We start from the raw sequence: 14,505 nt of genomic DNA on the forward strand, positions 1-14,505 counted from the left end.
TTGTCACCGGCGGGCCGTGCGCGCTCTCGTCGAGCAGGTCGCCTGGCAGCTGCGTGCCGACGGGCAGGCCGCCGGACGGGTGGAGCTGACCGTCTGGCACGCCGACGGGAGCGCGACCTCCCGCGGCCGTGGCCTCGGAGAGCCGACCGCGCACGCCCCCACGCTGGCCCACGCCGCGTCCGCGCTCTACGACGCCCTCGGTCTGCAGCGCGCCCGGGTCCGTGGTGTCCATCTGCGTGCGGCGGACCTGCGCCCGGCCGGGCGGGCTGCAGTACAGATGACGTTCGACCGGGCGGCAGAGAACGCCCGGGTGCTGGAGACGGTCGCGGACCGGGCGCGCGCCCGGTGGGGGCCAGGGATCATCAGGCCCCCCCCCGGCTCGGCTGACCGCACACCCGGGGCGGCGGGCTCGGGCGGCCGACTGAATCGGCCGCCCGCCCTTGACCCGGTCCTATCCCTCGTCGATACCGAACCAGCGCTTGGCTTGGCTCCATACCCACATGCCCATCCCGACGCCGATGCCCTTGGCTACGCCCCCAATCCCTTCACGGGCGGCGTTTCCTGCAACCTTCTGATTCGTTGCCGATCGGTCGGTCTGGGACGCCTGTCCGCCGTTGTGTGTCGTTGGAGCCTCAGCGGCGTAACTGCCCCCAGACGGCGGCGCGTCCTGCGTCGGTCGGCTGCTGTTGCTTCGGAAGGCCATGGCCATCCTGTCCTCACACCCATGAAGAGGTGGAGGGGCCCCTGCTCCTCAAGGCGCTCCCACGCACGAAGGCCCGCTCCACCAAGTGAAGGCGGGGAGGGACGCCATCACGGTCTGAGGGCCAGAAGACCAGGTCTGCCCACTCGGCAGATAGATTCGGGGCGATTCGGCGAGGGGAATCCACGCGTGAGCATCGGAACAGCTGCGGAAGCCGAGGCGACCCACCCGTTCAACGCAACCAGGGTCAGTCCCGAGCAGGCAGCAAGAAGCTGAGGCAGCCACGTCCGGGACGTGGGTGAGATCCTCTCTCGCTCCATAGGACGAGTGTCGCACAGAATAAGCGTCCTCAACCGTCCTTATGGCGAACCGAGTTGATGCCTGTTGCGGGCGCTACAGGTGATGCCGGGCCCGGTCCCTTGGTCACCTTCTGGCCTCGTCCGGTCTCGGAGACCGCGGGCATCCTCTTCTGCATCGCCGCATGCTGCACTCGTCCGGGTGAACTGTGACGCCCAGGCCCCGGCCCCGTATCGCCTCACCCTGGGCCGGAGCACGAGCGCGGCGGCAGGTCACGGGATTCCGGGGCGGGGCCAGGCACCGGGGCGACCGCCGACACGTTGCGCGGAAGCGGGCGGTCAGGATCACTACGATCGGCGCCTCCGAGGCCCGTGCATCAACGGCCGCGTTTATGCGCCGTCTTGACCTGCTGTTATGCCACGTATGCGGGGGGCTTGCGGGGTCTGGAGTTTCCGATTGGCGACAGGGAGGTACGCGCATGGGCCAAGATCCTGGCGATGGAGAACGCGAGCGGAGTGCGGGGGTACAGCTCGCACGGATGCTGCGCCGCTGGTGGGAGGCCGCAGGGGAGCCGCCCGGTCGTGTCCGTCCGACACAGCAGGCGCTGGCTGCCCGGTTGGGCGTCGATCAGACGACGCTGTCGCGCTACTTGAACCCGAACCATCCCGCAGTCGCACCTGTGCGGGTGGTGGAAACGCTGCACACGCAGTTGCGCGCGCCGGGGGGCGAGCTCGATCGGGCGCGGGAGCTGTGCCGGGGCGCGCTGCGGGAGAACACCCGTCATCAGGCCGTCAACGGCACCAGCCCAGTGCAGTGCGCCGATTCGGCGGATCCTCTCGGCAACCGCCGTGCGAGCGGCAGGTCCCGTTGGCTGCGGTTACGTCCCGTCTTGGTGGTGATGGCGGTGGTGGTGTCCTTCGCTGCCGGAATGGCTCTCCAGGGACAGCTCACGGACCGGGACCGCACCACCGTGGTCAGCGGCGGTGCGGGGCCCGCCGCTTCGGCGACCGGGGCGTCGTCCCAGTGGCCGCTGATGCGGATCGGTGGGCAGGATCAGTTCACCGCGGGCCGGGCCCTGCAGCATCTGCTGAACGCGCACGGCTACGACGTGCGGGTCGACGGTTTCTTCGGGCGGGGCACCCAGGAGGCGGTCATGGACTTCCAGCGCAGCCGGGATCTCCCGCCTGACGGCAAAGTGGGCGATCAGACCTGGCCGGAGCTGGTGAAAGTGGTCGGGCCAGGGTCCAAACCGTTCGAGGTCCGGGCTGCACAGGAGCTCCTGCACAACACCGGTCAGGGGGGTACACCGGTGTCGGGGCGGTTCACCGCGGCGACGGTCGAGGACGTGAAGCACTTCCAGCGCTCCCAGCGCCTGCCCGTCACCGGCCTGGTGGGCGTGGACACCTGGCTCGCTCTCCTGAGGAATCAGCGCCCTCCGGTCAGGGCACCGGCCTATCAGCAAAGCGGCAGTCCACTGCCCTCCGCACCCGCGTAGAGGGAACGCCGTGTCGCACGGGACGGTCCGCCGGGTATGCCAACGGACGGGGACCCCTTGTGCATCAGGGCATAGCCACAGGCCAGAGCCCCGCCATGCAGGGTGCATCCATGTGCCTGGGCAAGGAGCCGCAAACCTCTTCATCCACCCCTTCACCTGGGCATTCTGATGTCAGCGACCGGCACTCCCGGACCTCCCGCCCGTCGGCGGGCACCGGTCCGGACTTCTGTCCCGGCCTGCGATCCTCCATCAGCACCCTGCCCGAAAGGGGCCATCATGTCCCGCGCCCGTACGACCATCGTCTCCGTCCTGTCGGCCGTCGTCCTCGCCTCCGGACTCACCGCCGGCAGCGCCGGTCCGGCGCACGCCGCCACCTGCCCTTCCTCCGCGTCTCCCGTGATCGACGGCGCCTCCGCCCACTGGTCCCTGAGCTGCTCGGGCAACAACGTCACGGTCTCCGGCTGGGTCCACGACACCGGCATGGACGGCAAGTGCGCCAAGGTCCGCATCAATGCGGGCAACGGCCGCTACGAGGACCCGGACGCGTGCGGCTCCGGCGTCCGCACGAACTTCTCCTACAAGTTCAAGGGAACGAAGTCGGCCCAGGCGCGTCTCGCCATCGCCTGACCGCGCTCCCGGGGCGGGCCGACCCGCAGCCCGCCCCGGGCGCTGCACCGGCACGGGACGCCCCCTGCCGCGGATTCCGCATACACGACCACCGATGGACACACGCGCAACCCGGGAGCTCCGGGCCGCGCGAGAAATGAGGAAGTCCCATGAACACCACCAGTCGTCACCCGCGCGGTGCCGTCATCGCCGGGCTCGTCGCGGCCACTCTCGCCCTGGCGCCGGCCGCCGCCGCCCAGAGCCCCGCCGCGGCGCCGCAGCAGGCGTCCGGGGCCACCCGCCTGGTCTTCGACAAGAACCCGCAGAACCCCTCCGACTCACGGCTGCGGGTCTACAAAGGCTCAGCGCTGTGGGCCGAATACCGGGCCGGTTCGGGGCTGGGGAGCACCAACGACTGCACGCGCGAACGCGGTTGGCTCCCGAACGGCAAGTGGAAGATCAGGCTCAAGGACCGGACCTACAACGGGCAGTTGATCAAGGGCTATGCCATCTACCTCCAGGACATGCCCTGCTCGGCGGGTACCACGACGCGCAAGGAGATGTTCATCCACTCCGAGATGAACCGCGACGGAACCCAGGGCCCCAGGGGGACGAACCGCCGCTGGGACGGCGACGGCGACTACAAGTCCTGGGGGTGCGTGAAGCTGCACCCTGAAGACATCAAGAAGATGTTCCGGCTCTTCGACCGGAAGGGCTACGGCTGGCCGACCCACCTGAGCGTGGTGTCCTGATCCCATACCGATGCCCTCCCTTCCTCTGCGGGGAGCCGGCTACAGTCGGCCGCCCTCCGGCGGTAGCTCCGTGACAGGTTGCCGGGCTGCCGTGGGCAGTTGGAGCCGTTCACGGGCGCGGTGAACGGCGTCGAGCTGACGGTCGCCTTCCGGGCCCCAGTCGAAGAGCTCCCGGATCTGCTCGGGTGTGGCCAAGAGACGGGCGTAGGCATGACCGGAGACAGGGTCGCGGCGCTCGGGGCCGAAGGACGTGATCCGTCCCGCCATCCGAGTCCGGGCCCGGGGACCTGCGGTCGGGACACCGTCGTCGTAGATGTGGCCGAGGAAGATCAGCTCGCCGGTCTCCACCTGGGCCTCCTCAAGGGCTTCCCTGCGGAGCGCCGCTGCCGGGTCGCCGTCGTCGCTGGGCTCCAGGGTTCCGCCGGGCAGGCAGGCGGATCCGGTGTCGCGGCCGATGAGGACGAGTGCGCGGCCGTCCGGGGCGAAGAGCCAGCCCCAGCACTGCGTCAGGGGCAGCCCGGGTGGCACCGGTCCGTCTCTCCATGGCCAGCGCTGGGGCTTACGGACGGTACGGAGGACTTCCAGCCGGTCCAGGACACCGGGCACGGTCGGCGTGCCGTCTTCCAGCAGGGCGGTGCCCGTTCCGTCGATCCGGGCGCGAAGGGCGGACAGGGCCCGGCGTGCATCGCCCGGTTCCATGTGGCTTTTCAGATCGGCGGGTTCCATCCAGTGGACGGCGGTGATCTCGCGGTCGGGGACACGGATCGCCGCGATGCGGCCGGCGTTCCAGGTACCGCCGTCGTAGACGTGGAGGATCTCGCCGGGGAACCGGGTGTCCGGGTGGAAGCCGGGGGTGGTGGACGGCACCCAGTCGACGGCGAGCCCCCGGGTCACCGGCTGGCCGATCCCGAGTTCCTCCCGGAGCTCCCGCTCGGCCGCGCGGGAAGGCGGCTCGCCGGGGTCGACGGCCCCGCCGGGCAGGAGCTTGACGTCCCGGTAGTCGACGGACTGCACAAGGATCCGGCCGGAGGTGTCCGTGATCAGAACGGAGACACCCGCCCACAACGCCGCGTCCGTACGCGATGCCCCGTACTGCGCGTGCGAAATCCGAGCGGACGCATTCTCGTCGGCCCGTTCTTCTGTTGGAGCCATGGCCCTTCATTCCCCGGATCCGGCAGCGGTCAACCCCCTGGGGCTTCCGTTGCGGGCATGCGGTGCGGTGGGCACAGCGGGCGGCGACCCTCAGACGACGATGGCGCGGACTTCGTCGGTGAAGTCCCTGACCAGAGGGTGGTCAGGGTAGTGCCGGTGCAGGTGGGCGTCGGTGGCGCGGACGGGCTCGGCCCAGGCGGGCGTCGTCACAGAACTGCTGGAGGGAGGGGGCGGTTGCCGTGGTCGTGGGCGATCCAGGCGGCAGCGGGGGAGAGCATGCCCGCGTGGTGCGCTAGTACTCCAGGCGGCTGAGGTCAGCGGGATTCGGTGTCCAGCCCGTCGCGCAGCAGTGGGAACAAGGAGTCGTGTGCTTCCAGGACGCCCCTGTGATGGGGTGGGCGCGGCCGCAGGGTTGAGGGTAGGACGATTCCCAGGTATGCGCTGCCTCCGAGTTCCGACCAGGTCGGATCGACCACGTGGCCAGATGCGTCCGTGCACCAGGCGTGTGCCGTGGGTACGGGGCAGTCGGCCGCCAAGGCGAAGCCCTCGGTGTAGGCCAGGTGCAGGTGCGGGTGCTCCCTCTCGGTTGCCGCCGCGTTGGCGAAGCACTGCCTCTCTGGCAGGGGCTGGATCTGTGCCGGAAGGGCGGCGGGGGTGAACCAGCGCCCCTGCCTGGCCACAAGCTCGTACACCGACCGGTGCTCCCATTCGGCAACGCCGTGGTGATCCAGCAGGTCGAGCAGCGCGAGGTGTGCTCCCAGCCAGTCCAGGAGCGCCTTCTCTGCGGGAGACAACAATCGGGCGGAGGCGAGAGCGCCCACGGGGTCACGGCCTGTGGTTGCGCTGGCCTGGCTGCCTCCTTCATCCGCGACACTCCGCATGACTGCCCTTTCCTACTGCCCCGTACCCGCTCCGAAGGATCTCTATCTGCTGTCCTACCAGTGCCGGGACGCGCACGTCCACCAACGCCTGCGGCCCAGGAAGGAGCCACCGCGCCCAGCCGCCGCAAGGCCGAGGACGACAGCTGCGACAGTTCCCCCAGGTGTACCTCTGCCTCTTGCGAGGCAATGCAACCGAGTGGGATGCCCCTACCTCATCGAACAGGGGCCCCATTGCCTCAACGAGATTCTGTCTGGTTCATTAATATTGGGCGGATTTCGCAATTTCTGGGGTTCGATCGACACCAGTTCGGGGGCGACCCGGTTGCCGGAGCGGGTCGGGGGGGCGGGGGCAGGACTTCGCCCGTTTCATGCGGGATTACGCGCAGCGGATTCGACGACCGATGGGCATCGGTGCGCGGGTGGGTTTGGCAGGGGCCTCAGTTGAACGACGGGTCGGCGCGGTGACGGGGTGTTCGGGCTGGGTGGCTGGCGAGAGGCTGCGCAAGCTTCATCCACCGGTCCAGCGGCTTGGCTGCGGTTCCGGTGTCGATGGCGTCGCGGGCGGATTCCAGGCCGTTGGCGAACGCGTCGCGGGGGTCGGTGTCGGGGGTGCGGGCGGCGAGAGCTCCGGCGGCGTTGGCGAGGACGGCGTCCCGGGCGGCGACCAGGCGGCGGGCCGCCGGGGGCCCAGCGGGTGTCGTCCGGTCGGCGGATCCTCGGCCTACGGCGCGCCGCCGTACGCGGCGGGGCTGGGGCTCTGCGGGCCGGGGCACACGGTGTCCGGGTCCTCGCCCCGGCGGGCCCGGCGGCTGGCGCGGCCGCTCTGGAGATGCACCTGCTGACCGTGTCGGGCCCGGAACTGGCCGAAGGGGATGTCCGTCTGCTGGTGGAGGTCACCGAGCGGTTGCTGGCGGGGCGGGCCCGGTCGGGGGCACGAGGGCGGGTGGTGTGGCTGATCGGCCCCGGGCTGGGCGGCAGCCCTGCGCCGGGTCCGGTCCTGGACGCGCTCGCCGCGGCGCGGGCGGCGGCGGGCCCGGTCGGAGTGGTCGTCGACGGGCATCTCGGCGGCGGACCGGCCGGGATCGCCCGGATCACCGCCCTCACCAGCCCCGTACGCGACCTCCACACCCCCCCACGCCCTGACCCGACTTCTCTCCATTCCCTTGTCCTTCTTCGAGCGATGGGACCGTGGCCAATGACCCCTCTCCTCTCCCCCACTGGGCGCGTGGACGTCGCGGCGCTGTGCGCGGCAGTCCGCGAGCACCGCGAACATGGCGAACAACAAGGCACCCTTCACCCGGACGTGTGGCAGCACCTGTCCGACAGCAATGTTCCCGCGCTCGCGCTGCCTGCCGCGTACGGCGGATCGCAGTCGGCGGTCCCGCACATCCTGTGATGCGGTGAGGGAGGTGGCGTACGCGGACCCGTCCGCCGGACGGGCCGCCGCGGCACGCCCCGGCCGGGGCGTGCCTGTCCCGCCTAGACGAGCCCACCGCCTGGACCGTCCTCCGCGCCGACAGCGGAGTGTGGCCGGTGATCGCCGAATCGTCCATGCCTGCCGGGACAATCCACGAGAGCTCGGGCGTGCTGCGTTTGTCAGGCCGGTGGCCGCTGGTGACCGGCGCGGAGCACGCGTCGCTCCTCGCGCTCGCCGCCCGCACCCCGGACAGCTCGAGCCCGGTCTGGTTCCTGCTCCCCCGTCATGAGGTGACAGTCCACGAGGACTGGGGCGCGCTGGGGCTGCGCGGCAGCGCCTCCTGCTCCGTCAGCTGCGACACCACGGTGCCCGCCGGGCACAGGATCCTGCTCACCGGGCCCGCGCTCGTCGACGGACCGCTGTACCGGTTCCCGCTGTACGGGCTGATGGCCGCGACGATCGCGACCGTCGCCGAGGCCACCGGGCAGCGCGCCCTGGACGCCTTCGCCCGCCACGCCCCTGCCGTGCGGCCCCGGCACGCGGCCGGCCCGCCCAACCGGCTCGGCGGCGCCCAGGACGCGTACGCGCAGGCCGACGCCTGCCTGTCCGCCGCGCTGAACGGCCCGGTCGGACAGGAGGAGCGGGCCCGGTTGCGGGCCGCCTGCTGCCACATGGCGCAGACCGCTGGGCGGACGCCCGCAGCAGTAGGGCGGCCGCCGTGGTGTTCACCTCCGGCACCACTGGCACGCCCCGCGGGGTGGTGGTGACCGACCGGGCGCTCACCGACGGCATCACCGCCTGGACCCGTCACTGGCCCCGCGCGGCGTGCCGGCCGGAGCGGACCGTGGCGTCTTTGCCGGCCTCCCACATCGCCCAGCGCATCATGGGCCACTGCCTGATGTGCCTGTACGGCACCACCGTCCACACCACCGGCCCCGACGATCTCACCGGCGCGATCGTCCGGCGCCGGCCCGACGTCCTCCTCGGCGTCCCCCACACCCTCACCCGCCTCGCCCACGCCCTGACCGCCGAAGAGCAGGCGGGCGGTACGCAGTTACGGACAGCGGTGAGCGGGATCGCCCTCGCGGTCAACGGCGCAGCCGCCCTCGACCCCGCCGCCGCCCGCACCCTGACGGCGGCCGGACTGCGGGTCGCCGGGGCGTACGGGGCTACCGTGCCCGCCTACCACCAAGCCGACACCACGGCCCCGCACCTCGGCACCCCGGTCACAGCCGCCCATCGCGTCGGCGACGGCGGCGAGCTACTGATCCGCAGCCCGCACCTCTCCCCCAGGTACGTCACCCGCTGGCCACGTACCCACCCGGTCACCACCGGCGGCTGGTGGCACACCGGCGACCGCGTCACCGAAACGCGGGACGGCCAGGTCGTGCTCGCGGGCCGGCTGTCCGCCGCGTTCAAGACCGCCCACGGCCGCCTGATCAGCCCCGAACCCTTCGAAGCGTTCCTGACCACCCGCCCCGGCATCGATCACGCCTGCGCCACCGGACACCGGCTGCCCCACACCGTCGCCCTCGTCTCCGCACCGGGCACCGCCCACTGGCCGCCCGACAGGGTCCACCACCTGGAGGGGGACCTCCTCGCGGCCGAACCCGGCCACCTTCGACGCCCGTCTGCGCCTGCTCGCCCGCCACATCCGTCCCCGAAGACCCTGACGGCCCCCTCTACGGCCGTGCCGGCGCGGTCGTGACCACCGGTGCCTCCCAGCAATCCCGCCGGGGGCGCGGCGCACACGGTCCCCAGCGAACCTGCGGGCACCGGTCCTGATCCACTCACTGACACACAGAAACGGCCTCACCTCTTGAGAGGTAAGGCCGTTCAGGCGGCGAACGGCGACGGCCGAGAGTCAAGTTGGAATGAACGCGCGGAGGGTTGTGACTCGCAGCAATAACTCTGATCCGCTTGGCGCCCGGACAGGACCGGGGACATTACGAGGGCTGCTGAGGCCACCGATCGCTAGGTCCGCCGCGACCTCCGCAAGTCGCACATACCCATCCCACTGCCCGCCCAATGGGCGATGCCCGCGGAGTCCGCCCGCCTGACGACCTCTGCGCGTCACGGGGGCCCGCCGCACTAGCTCCGTCCATCAGAGGGGTCCCCTCCCGTACCAGCCTGGGCAGGGCTGGAACGCCCTGCTCCCCCGGGAGGTCGGTCCGTTGGGACACTGTTGCTTCTCAATCCTCGTCTCCAGCCCACACGATGAAGGACCCTTTCATGAGTGCCTCCTCCGCATCCAGCCAGTCATCCACGCGAATCGAGCTGTCTGGTACTCCCGACCAGATCAGCCGCATTGTCGCCTTGATCGGCAGCAGTATCGGGGAGATCATCTTCGACAGCCGATCCCAGCCTGATCCGCGTGGCATGGTCACGGCCCTGGTCCAAGTCCGCTCGGCTGACCTGGAATCCTCGGTTCCCACCCGCACTGCCGCGGTCACTGTGCAGGCGGTCCTCGACGTCGACACCGGCGTCTGGCCTGGTCTGCCTTCCGGAAGCGTGGAGCAACTCGAGATCACGACCACCACGTCGTTGCGGAACCTGCCGGGCGTGCATGCAGCGCGCAGCCGGGTGATCTCCGTCCTGCCTCTTCCCGCGGGGACGGCCAAGGACGAGAGCGGGGGCCCGTGACGGGGTCGGCTCAGGCTCGATTGTCAGAAACAGGGCTGTCCCTGTGGAGGACCAGTTACAAGTACGACCTCGGCAACTCCTGGTCAGGGCAGCGTCTGATCGCCATGGTGGGAGGGGCCATGGCGGGGCACCTGGACTTCTTCGTCCACCCTGACGGCCAGGCCTTGTCCGTCCTCCTGCTCGAGGTGTCACTGGCCCACCGCGGTCAGGGCCTGGCCTCCGTCCTCATGGATGCTCTCTACGCCGCCTACCCCACCGCCTGGATCGACCACGGCACCCGTCGGGAACCCGACGGCATCGTGTGGTGGGACCGCTACAGCGAGCCGGCTCCCGAGCGCAACATCCACAATCGCCCGCCTCGGGAGTGGGCCAGGTACTTCGATGCCCGGCACGTCATGGCCGACAAGGCCGACAACGCCGCACGCAACCGCACCACCGGTGTACACGGGCACCGGGATGCCGAGTACCGCTACGGCGAACGCACCGAAACCGAAGCCCAGCAATATGCGCAGCACTTCCGAGAGGCCACCGCCAACTACGCCGACCCCAGCGTCCAGTCGTTGTACGGCAGCCTGCTGCTCTATCTGCCGCCCGGGCTACACCGCTTCATTCATGACGGCACCCGTGCCATCGAGGCCCGGGCCGACGCCCTGCTGCAGCACATCGGGCACGGAAACCTGCCGCGCGCAGGGACGGTCGAGGACTTCACCGGCTTCTGGAACACCACCCTCGACGCTGCTCTGGCCGACGCCGCCCACGCCGAGGCCTTCCAGCTCTACAGGTCTCCCCGACCCTCCACCCATGTCGCCTTCCACGCCCTGCCCCTCGACGGCGACAAGGAACCGACCTACATCGCAGCTGGCAACCACGTCCACTACACGGCAGAGAGCGACATCCCTGTGCAGCTGAGTGGTCTGTCCTGGCGCGCACCCACTCGCTCCTGGATCCGACACGACGCCAAGTTCCACACACCCGTGCCCGCGTCGCTTCCGCCTCTAGGACCTCTCGACGCCACCCCCGCGTACCAGGCACGCTACGACGAACTCGGAGAACTTCGCCACGACGCACCCATGCCAGTTCCCCAGCCTGATCCACTTGCAGCTCAGGGAGAGCAGATCCGTGCCTTTGCCGACAGGCTTATCCAGGACGTCGCCGAGCGCACCGCCCTACCATCGCCTCCGACAGAAGGAACCCAGGCCCTCTCAACCCCCCAGTCGGCACAGCACCAGCAGACCTTGGAACACCTGCGGACCAGTGGCCGCGGGTCGGGCCCCCACGTGCGCTGACCCGTCTGCTACCGCTAGTTCTACTGGTGCCATCCGCCGCTCCACCACCGGCGCCGCTTAGCGGATGGCGGTTGTGGCGGGTTCACTGGCGTCGCCGACTGGGCGGTCGCGGTCGCGTCGCCCAGTACGGCCGTGCGGATCGCTGTCCAGTCCGCGGCACGCCACCAGTTGAACAGCTCCACCGTGCTGATTACCACACCGGCAGTGAGTCGAGCGAGGCGACGAACTCGGGCCGCGCGGATACCGTCGCCGACCTCTCCGACGGGTGCAGCTTGTGCTGATGGTTGACGATCAGTACGCCGTCGGAGACCGGCTCGTCGGGCCGCAGCTGCGGCCAGGTCTCCAGATGCCGCTGGAGATGCCCGACGAGATGCTCCTGCACTGGACCGGAGGCGCCCTTGACCTCGACCAGGCGCGAGGCCACGCCAAAGGCGCTGACGAGCAGGTCTGCTAACTTCGTCCCGCCGAACTCCTCGTCCAGGTCAACGATGTGCATTCCCGCCGCGGTCAGCGCCCGCGCGACCGCATCGACGAGGTCGGTGCCGCTGCCGTACAGCAGCCCGTACCGCACAGTCTCCGCCAGCTCCTTGGCCTGCCGCAGTTCATCCTCCAGGCGGGGTTTCTCGGCCACGTACTGCGCCTCCAGATCATCGAGCGCGTCGCGGGCTCTCTGCTCACGGAGGGTCTGCAGATCGGGGTCGATGAAGAACGGCGACCGGGCACGTCGCAGCGCTGCGGGCGCATACTCTGGCAGTGCCCAGTGAACCAGCCAGCCCAGGAGGCTCTCCCAGCGGGGGGGCGTCCGGGATCAGGTACCACCGCTGGTCGCGTTTCGGTCCTCCAGGTCATCACAACCGAGACAGTCTGCACGGACTGAGGCTGCTGCTCATCGGGAGACCTCTGCGCAGACTACCCGGCAGTCGATTCAGGGACTCGACACGAGGTGGGCAGGGACAGTGTCCCTGCCCACAAGACCCCAGGAAGTCCCAGTTCAGGGCCCTACTGCCGCTCCGTCACGTACTGGTAGGGACACAAAGGGACAGAGTTTCGAGTAACCAGAACGACGTTGTCGGGCCCCACCCCGGTCAGAAGAGCATCCCCTTATCTTCAGGCGATGAGTTTTCCCCTGCCAGAGCCTCTCGGGCAGGCAGTTCTTCACCAGATCCGGACTTTCCTCGCGCTCGATCCGTCAATGTCCCGACGACCTTCGGTTTGACGGTCCGCGGGTCTACTGCCTCGGTCGGCGTCGATTCCTGGAACAGCACCCGCTCGCCATCAGCCTCGCTCTCACTGCGGTCTCTCGGCGTGACGTAGAAGACCCGCCGTTCCCACCGACCAGACCCCAACCTCGAAGGGGGTTCCGCGTCTGAGCTCAAGTTCGCGTAACCGACAATGCGGGCATCCCAGGTGATTCGGGGAACCCCGCGCTTCTTGGGGGTCTTGACCAAGTCCTGGCGAACGTAGTCATACCTCTCCATGACAACCCCCTCCCCCTCAACCCAGACGATCTCCACCTCATCGGTGATCCTTTGCGCCAGGGTGGCGGACATCGACGAGACCCCTTCCTCGGTCACGGCGTGATGGCGGGGCTTGGGAACAGGCACCCGCGAGGGACGTTCTGTGCCCCTGGACGCGAGACTCTGTCCCTGCTCAGAAAACACCAGGTCAGACGGCATATCAGCAGGCATTGAGGGACTCACAGGGACTCTTAGGGACAGATTCTCTAGCTTGTCGGGAGAACAAGAAGTCGTTCAAGGAAGAAGAAATATAGGAGAAGTGTGTCCCTGTGTGTCCCTGATCTGGCGGCCATAGCGCCTCTGACCAGGCACTTCTCTGTTGGGAAGCGAAGCAGAACTTCTGTCCCTGGCTCATCACTGTGCCCCTGCCGTCTCGGTCTCGGTGTGGGTGTCCTCTACAAGACCAATACCCACGTAGTGCCGCCGGCCGTTGCTTTTGACCATGTCCTTCGCACTCTTCATCTTGGCCTGTCGCCTGATGGCATTGCCGAACTCGCGAACCGGGACCGGTCGCATGCCCGCGGTGGAACACCAGACCTCGTAGGCCCGCCGCAGTTGTGCTTGCTCGGCGCGGTAGGTGCTGTGGGGGCCCACCACACAGCACTCCCGCACGAACTGCCCCACGCTGTCCTCGCTCTCCTCGTAGTCCTGTGTCGCCAGCCGAACAGAATCAGGGCCGGCGAGCTTGCGGTCCTCACCGTCGAAGTAACTGACAGCACCGTCCACGAGCCACTGGAGGATGCCTGGCCCCTCTTTCGAGATCATTTTGGCCGCGAGGTTCTCCACCACGTCCTGGTCCCGGACCGTCCGAGCGAACAGGATGATCCTCATCCTGCGCCAGAACGAGTACCCGCCGGTCTCCACAGTCGGTCGGTGGTTTCCGATCAACCAGAGCTTGTGGGTCGGGCTGAACGTAAAGAAGTTCTGCCTCATCCTCCGTGCCTTGATCTGATCGCCGCCCGTGAGGAGCTTCAGCTTCGCCTCGTCGAACTTCGCCCCCGGGTCGATCTCACTGCAGAACACCAACCTGCGCCCCTGCAGGTCTGCCATCTCCGTGGGATGGTCCGGGTAGAGCGGAGCCATCAAGAAGTTCGGCGGGGCCGTGTCTGCGTAGTCCCCCAAGATCGCCAGCAGGACGGCAACCAGTACTGACTTCCCGTTCTGCCCCTCACCGAACAAGAAGGGCATGATCTGCGCATCGACGTCGCCGGAGATGCTGTATCCACACAGTCGCTGGAGGTAGGCAATCATCTGCCGACCCTCGGGATCATCGCCGAAGGTATCGATCAAGAACTTGTCCCAGATCGGCGTCGGCATCCGGCGAGGCCCCACTGTGGTGGAGCGGGTATGCGCCTGATCCCGACTGGGCTCGAGAAACCCGCCTGTCCTTAGATTGGCGATGCCTGCAGGCGTGCACAGGGCATACGGATCGGCATCGAGTTCGTCAGACTCCAGCATCAGGTCCGGCAGGCTCTCTGCGGTCGCGATCAGCGCTCGAGCCCCAGCGATGCTGAGTGACTTCTTCTTGTGTCTTTCCAGCTCCCTATCCGGGAACCGGACCGACGAGTTCTCCCGAGGATCCGGAAAGGGCATGCGCTCAGCCAGCTGAAAAACCGAGTTCTGAATAGCTTTCGACTTCCCGTCCAGCTGCCATCGATGGCCGGCCCACTTGTACCAGCCATGCTCCGGCACAAACCGGTAGTCGTCACCGAACACCGTCAAGAAGAGGTTGGCCATGCCCCAATCGGTCAACGAGGAC

The 14,505-nt window shown here is 68.8% G+C and carries 15 protein-coding genes; 9 read left to right on the top strand and 6 right to left on the bottom strand.

The features are described 5' to 3' along the window. Positions 1-16 precede the first annotated feature (16 nt). From ACFV88_RS28510 to ACFV88_RS28525, 4 genes are all read left to right on the top strand, one after another. The gene (locus tag ACFV88_RS28510) at positions 17-976 is read left to right on the top strand and encodes a hypothetical protein (RefSeq protein ID WP_385494814.1); all 960 of its coding nucleotides are present in this window, start codon (positions 17-19) and stop codon (positions 974-976) included. Positions 977-1,535: 559 nt separating this feature from the next. Further along, positions 1,536-2,492: a peptidoglycan-binding protein gene (locus tag ACFV88_RS28515; RefSeq protein WP_385494815.1), complete on the top strand. Its 957-nt coding sequence runs from the start codon at positions 1,536-1,538 to the stop codon at positions 2,490-2,492. 276 nt (positions 2,493-2,768) lie between these two features. Continuing rightward, entirely contained in the window at positions 2,769-3,119 is a 351-nt protein-coding gene (locus ACFV88_RS28520; RefSeq protein WP_385494817.1) for a hypothetical protein, read from the top strand. Between the two features lie 149 nt (positions 3,120-3,268). Further along, a complete protein-coding gene (locus ACFV88_RS28525) occupies positions 3,269-3,850 on the top strand; it encodes a L,D-transpeptidase (protein WP_385494818.1) in 582 nt (193 codons plus the stop codon). A 39-nt stretch (positions 3,851-3,889) separates the two neighbouring features. Here ACFV88_RS28525 and ACFV88_RS28530 read toward each other — a convergent pair whose 3' ends face one another. The 3 genes from ACFV88_RS28530 to ACFV88_RS28540 form a co-directional block, all read right to left on the bottom strand. After that, positions 3,890-5,002 carry an NUDIX domain-containing protein gene (locus ACFV88_RS28530; RefSeq protein WP_385494819.1) on the bottom strand — a complete coding sequence of 371 codons (1,113 nt, stop codon included), beginning with the start codon at positions 5,000-5,002 and terminating at the stop codon, positions 3,890-3,892. A gap of 314 nt (positions 5,003-5,316) precedes the next feature. Continuing rightward, entirely contained in the window at positions 5,317-5,799 is a 483-nt protein-coding gene (locus tag ACFV88_RS28535; protein WP_385494820.1) for a hypothetical protein, read from the bottom strand. A gap of 521 nt (positions 5,800-6,320) precedes the next feature. Next, positions 6,321-6,656 carry a hypothetical protein gene (locus ACFV88_RS28540; protein ID WP_385494821.1) on the bottom strand — a complete coding sequence of 112 codons (336 nt, stop codon included), beginning with the start codon at positions 6,654-6,656 and terminating at the stop codon, positions 6,321-6,323. A gap of 56 nt (positions 6,657-6,712) precedes the next feature. On the opposite strand from ACFV88_RS28540, the gene ACFV88_RS28545 reads away from it, so the two are divergent. From ACFV88_RS28545 to ACFV88_RS28565, 5 genes are all read left to right on the top strand, one after another. Further along, positions 6,713-7,279, top strand: a complete 567-nt coding sequence (locus ACFV88_RS28545) for a hypothetical protein (RefSeq protein WP_385494822.1) — start codon at positions 6,713-6,715, stop codon at positions 7,277-7,279. 188 nt (positions 7,280-7,467) lie between these two features. Next, positions 7,468-8,067: a hypothetical protein gene (locus ACFV88_RS28550; RefSeq protein ID WP_385494824.1), complete on the top strand. Its 600-nt coding sequence runs from the start codon at positions 7,468-7,470 to the stop codon at positions 8,065-8,067. Beyond that, positions 8,019-9,008, top strand: coding sequence for an AMP-binding protein (locus ACFV88_RS28555; protein ID WP_385494825.1), 990 nt, complete (start codon positions 8,019-8,021; stop codon positions 9,006-9,008). Before ACFV88_RS28550 ends, ACFV88_RS28555 begins: the two co-directional genes overlap by 49 nt. A gap of 524 nt (positions 9,009-9,532) precedes the next feature. Continuing rightward, the gene (locus ACFV88_RS28560) at positions 9,533-9,943 is read left to right on the top strand and encodes a hypothetical protein (protein ID WP_385494826.1); all 411 of its coding nucleotides are present in this window, start codon (positions 9,533-9,535) and stop codon (positions 9,941-9,943) included. A 20-nt stretch (positions 9,944-9,963) separates the two neighbouring features. Continuing rightward, entirely contained in the window at positions 9,964-11,229 is a 1,266-nt protein-coding gene (locus ACFV88_RS28565) for a GNAT family N-acetyltransferase (protein WP_385494828.1), read from the top strand. 190 nt (positions 11,230-11,419) lie between these two features. Here the strand turns inward: ACFV88_RS28565 and ACFV88_RS28570 are convergent, their stop codons facing one another. The 3 genes from ACFV88_RS28570 to ACFV88_RS28580 all read right to left on the bottom strand — a co-directional run bounded on the left by ACFV88_RS28570 (position 11,420) and on the right by ACFV88_RS28580 (position 14,483). Next, the gene (locus ACFV88_RS28570; protein WP_385494829.1) at positions 11,420-11,860 is read right to left on the bottom strand and encodes a hypothetical protein; all 441 of its coding nucleotides are present in this window, start codon (positions 11,858-11,860) and stop codon (positions 11,420-11,422) included. A 454-nt stretch (positions 11,861-12,314) separates the two neighbouring features. Next, complete coding sequence (locus tag ACFV88_RS28575) at positions 12,315-12,779, bottom strand: DUF6009 family protein (protein WP_385494830.1); 465 nt, start codon at positions 12,777-12,779, stop codon at positions 12,315-12,317. Between the two features lie 321 nt (positions 12,780-13,100). Beyond that, positions 13,101-14,483: a phage/plasmid primase, P4 family gene (locus ACFV88_RS28580; RefSeq protein ID WP_385494831.1), complete on the bottom strand. Its 1,383-nt coding sequence runs from the start codon at positions 14,481-14,483 to the stop codon at positions 13,101-13,103. Between the last annotated feature and the right edge of the window lie 22 nt (positions 14,484-14,505).

The sequence above is a fragment of the Streptomyces sp. NPDC059816 genome (assembly GCF_042732055.1).
In the GTDB taxonomy this organism is placed as follows: domain Bacteria; phylum Actinomycetota; class Actinomycetes; order Streptomycetales; family Streptomycetaceae; genus Streptomyces.